Here is a 4010-nt window from a genome sequence, read left to right as displayed (position 1 = left end):
ATTATATGCAGGCACAAGGCTGATGAGATATATCCTGCTGTATCCGCAGCCTCAATAATTGCCAAGGTTATAAGAGACCGTGAAATAGAGAACGCTACATGAAAAATACGGTGATTTTGGATCCGGATACCCATCAGACCCAAGAACCATAAATTTTGTTAAAAATGCTCTATTCAAAGATGGAAAAGATATTGATAAAATAGTGAGGCATCAGTGGAAAACCTATAAAAGTATGTTAAATAAAAAACTGACATACTAAAAAATAATAAATAAGTTATTCTATTGTGGAAGGATGAATGTTACTGCAGTTATTCCCACAATCAACGAGGAAGGAACTATTGGATCGGTAATAGACGGTCTTTTAAAATCGGTTGAAGGAATAGAAATTATAGTGGTTGATACAGATTCTACTGACAGGACAAAGGAAATAGCAGCAGCAAAGGGTGCCATTGTGATAAATGAGAGCAGGAGGGGTTATGGCATTGCATACAAAACCGGATTGAAGCACGCAAAGGGAGACCTTATTGTATGCATGGACGGAGACAATACATATCCTACAGACATAGTAAAACCATTACTGGAAATTATCTGGATGGATGAGGTCAATTTTATTTCATGTGACCGAATGGCTCTCAGGACACAGCATAATTACACATCCCTGCATTACATAGGAAACAGCATTTTAAACTTCACCATGCGATTGCTTTTCAAGATAACTCTCAACGATTCCCAGAGCGGCATGTGGATTTTTTACCGCGAATTTTACGAGAAAATGAAAAATCTCAGCAATGGAATGTCCTTTTCGGAGGATATTAAAATTGATGCAGTAAGGCTCGGCAAGTTAATAGAAGTTCCCATAAAATATGGAATAAGAATAAGCAAACCCAAGCTAAAAACCTGGAATGATGGATTTATGAACCTTTTCCATCTATTCATAAAGAGGATTCAGGAATGAGACTTTACAATTTTTTTGGAATACTGAATATCTGGAGGTTTTGCATATAATATTATAAGCAGGCCGGAGAGGACAATAATGGCAGAGAGTATGAAATCGAATGAATAGCTTATATCATATGCCACAAATCCAGACAATGCGGCACCCATTATCTGCCCGACTCCATTAAGTGAGTTATAATACCCTATTACTTTCCCTCTTATGAGTGATGTGGCCATATTTGAAATACTGGTAATTTCGCTTATCCCTATGAAACTCCATATGGCCCCAAAGACGCCGTACATGATTATGAAGAATAGAAGATAGCCCACAGTATCAAAAACAAAAAATGAAAGCACACCCGTTACAAGGAAGAGGGCAACCCTGATTGAGGTAGAAATTACAAGCATCCTGTTTGAACCTATATAGTTGATATACCTGCCTGCCGGTATAAAGGTTGCAGCAGAGAACAGACTATTTAGCAGAAACATTATGTATATGTCATTTTCATTTGCATTCATTTTTTTAATGACAAATACTGGATAAGGTATGAAAAATAACTGAAAGCCCATCATGAGAATCATGGTTGTGAATAGGTATAGTTTTAAATGGTCCGGTATCTTAATCTTATTTTCTTTTCCCGGTATATGGACAAGATGTGTTGGGAAATAGCGTACCCGCTCGATGACATGCAGTGCGAATAAATATCCTATTTTACCCCTGCTTATCTCACTTTTTGGCTCCTTAAGCACAATTATTGATATTATTCCGGCAATCAGGTAAAACCATGCCGCTATAACGTAGAGGTAGGGAATCAACTGGTGCCCCTCATTCTTAAAGAACGTCAAAATAAGGACTCCCACGCCAAGCCCAATAACAGTTCCAATTGCACTATAACTGTTGAATTTGCCCATGACCTTAGGCCATGCTGATTTTTCAGAGTTTTCCAGTATTAACAGAGTGGAAACAGGCACACTGGACATTGCAAGTACCTGGAAAAGGACAAGCATAAAGACATAGGATGGCATTGTGTGGACAATCAATACCAGCAGAAGGGATAAAAAGGAACCTACAAATCCTATAACTATGAATATCTTTCTCTTCTTAATTTTATCAGAAAGGTTTCCCCAGAAAATGAGGGCCGGCACGGATGCAAGGGAGGCAAGTGCAGAAACCAGGCCAACATATTCAACATTGCTTTTAAGATAAAATACTATAAAAAGCGGAATCAATGGAGTCGTAAGTCCAGCAGCAAGATTGGAAAATACATATCCTATAAACCATCGATTGTCCATAAAACCACTTTATGGAGAGTAATTAAAGCGGTGTATATCTTTTTTGTCATGCTGTGTCATCTCAAAGCCAACAGGATTTCTGTATTCAACAAACTGCCACAGAATTGCCAGAGTCAGTATTTCTTTAGGTGTTGTAAAAAATTTATACCATATTAACGAAGATCAGAATATAATAAACAGGGATAATAATGAATACATAATTATACAATTTAACAATACAAATAAATGGAAAAATTTACCCCCAGGGAATGGCAGGATGCACTGATCAGCACAGTGTCAAAAAACCTTGAGGAGAGAAATAAAATCGCCATAGAGGCACCCACAGGATCGGGAAAAACCAGTTTTATCCTGTACCTTGCATTCCTTACAGGAAAAAAACTGATTTATTTAACCAGGACACATAATGAATTTACAAGGCTCTATGAGGATAACCAGAAATATTTCAATATACCCGCTTTATATCTCTTTGGAAAAAGCAAGTTATGTCCGCTCAAGGAGAGATGGTATGATTCTGAGGATGATGGACAGAAAAATGTCTGCAAGGGATGCCCGCTGAAAGACAAAACGATTAAACTTGACCTGAAAAATATAGGATCTCCTGAGAGTTTCCTGGTGGACATGGCGGAAGATTCTACGGAGCTAATCAGGCAGGATATTGAATCGAAAGCTTTAGGGCGGGATACAAAGGGAAACCTGGTTTCAATAAAAAAGGAGAACATTAAATCGTATTGCCCATATTATTCTGTAAGGTCAAATATGGCGGATGCACAGATAATTGCCATGACATATAATTATCTTCTCAATCCATCAATAAGGTTCAATGTTTTTCATGGAACTGAAGGGGAGGAAATGATAAATCTGGATGATTACTATATAATTTTTGATGAGGCTCATAATCTGGACTCTGTAATTGAGGATTTTGGACGTTCATTGCAGATAAAAACCGTTGAAAAGGCCATTGACCTGCTGGTAAAAGATTTCCCCCTGGAACACTATAATTCATATGAGAGGGTGGAGGCAAATCTGATACTGGAAAATCTGTTATCCAACATGAGCTCAACAAGGGCCACGGATAACCTGAAATCATTCAAATTTTCCAGTGACTTTGCATCAAGGATAGCAAATCTTGAATCTCTGGAAGTTTTCAGCGATGAATTCGATAAAAAAAATGAAAACAGGCCACTGAAAAAGAGAAGCAGGAATTATCTCGAAAACGTTTACAATTTTCTTTATGATTACCAGAGGATGGAAAACGGTTCAATATATTCTTCTGTAAACAATCCAGAAAAAAAGGAAATAAAGCTCAAATTGATGTATTATAATACCTCCGGATATCTTTCATTCCTGAGCAATAATCCAGTTATTTTCATGTCAGGAACAATGCCATCTGAGGACCATATCTCAAAGGTATGGAATATGGAAGATGTACTTTACATGAAGATTGACAGCATATTCAAAAATGCAGGAGGTTTGAAAAAGTATAATGTTGTCACCGGATATACAACTCTTGGCAGGTACCGGGAAAACCTTGAGCAATGGTCATCTATGTTAAAGAAATATATGCAGTACGCAGTTGACGTTTACGCCGAATCAGAAAAAAGCGTTTTAGTTGCAGTTCCATCTTACCGTATCCTCTTTGGCGATTCATATACCAGGGTGCCGGGGATAGGAAATTATCTGCCTGAAAGCATGAGGGCAAACTGCATATTTGAAAACAGGAAGATTTCATATTCATACATAGAAAAAAGGGCAAGAGAGGAGAAAATTATTATATTCTCTGT

At 37.5% G+C, this 4010-nt stretch carries 4 protein-coding genes; 3 read left to right on the top strand and 1 reads right to left on the bottom strand.

Going from position 1 to position 4010, the window contains the following annotated elements; genetic code table 11:
• Together AMDU4_RS14215 and AMDU4_RS11405 are read left to right on the top strand one after the other, a co-directional pair.
• Complete coding sequence (locus tag AMDU4_RS14215; RefSeq protein ID WP_306766128.1) at positions 1-102, top strand: hypothetical protein; 102 nt, start codon at positions 1-3, stop codon at positions 100-102.
• Between the two features lie 190 nt (positions 103-292).
• Positions 293-955 (top strand): glycosyltransferase family 2 protein, encoded by a 663-nt coding sequence (locus tag AMDU4_RS11405; RefSeq protein ID WP_021788120.1) that lies wholly within the window; start codon positions 293-295, stop codon positions 953-955.
• Here AMDU4_RS11405 and AMDU4_RS11400 read toward each other — a convergent pair.
• Positions 946-2229 carry an MFS transporter gene (locus tag AMDU4_RS11400; RefSeq protein WP_021788119.1) on the bottom strand — a complete coding sequence of 428 codons (1284 nt, stop codon included), beginning with the start codon at positions 2227-2229 and terminating at the stop codon, positions 946-948. The genes AMDU4_RS11405 and AMDU4_RS11400 overlap by 10 nt on opposite strands.
• 225 nt (positions 2230-2454) lie before the next feature.
• Between AMDU4_RS11400 and AMDU4_RS11395 the strand changes: the two genes are divergently transcribed.
• A partial coding sequence (locus AMDU4_RS11395) for an ATP-dependent DNA helicase (protein WP_290705205.1) occupies positions 2455-4010 on the top strand: 1556 nt, incomplete at its 3' end.

The sequence above is a fragment of the Ferroplasma sp. Type II genome, from assembly GCF_000496155.1.
The sequence above is the reverse complement of the archived record's forward strand: the minus strand, read 5'-3'. Positions and strand labels throughout refer to the sequence as shown.

Coding starts and splice junctions, on each gene's coding strand:
- AMDU4_RS11405 (WP_021788120.1), top strand. CDS start 293: ATGAATGTTACTGCAGTTATTCCCACAATCAACGAGGAAGGAACTATT.
- AMDU4_RS11400 (WP_021788119.1), bottom strand. CDS start 2,229: ATGGACAATCGATGGTTTATAGGATATGTATTTTCCAATCTTGCTGCT.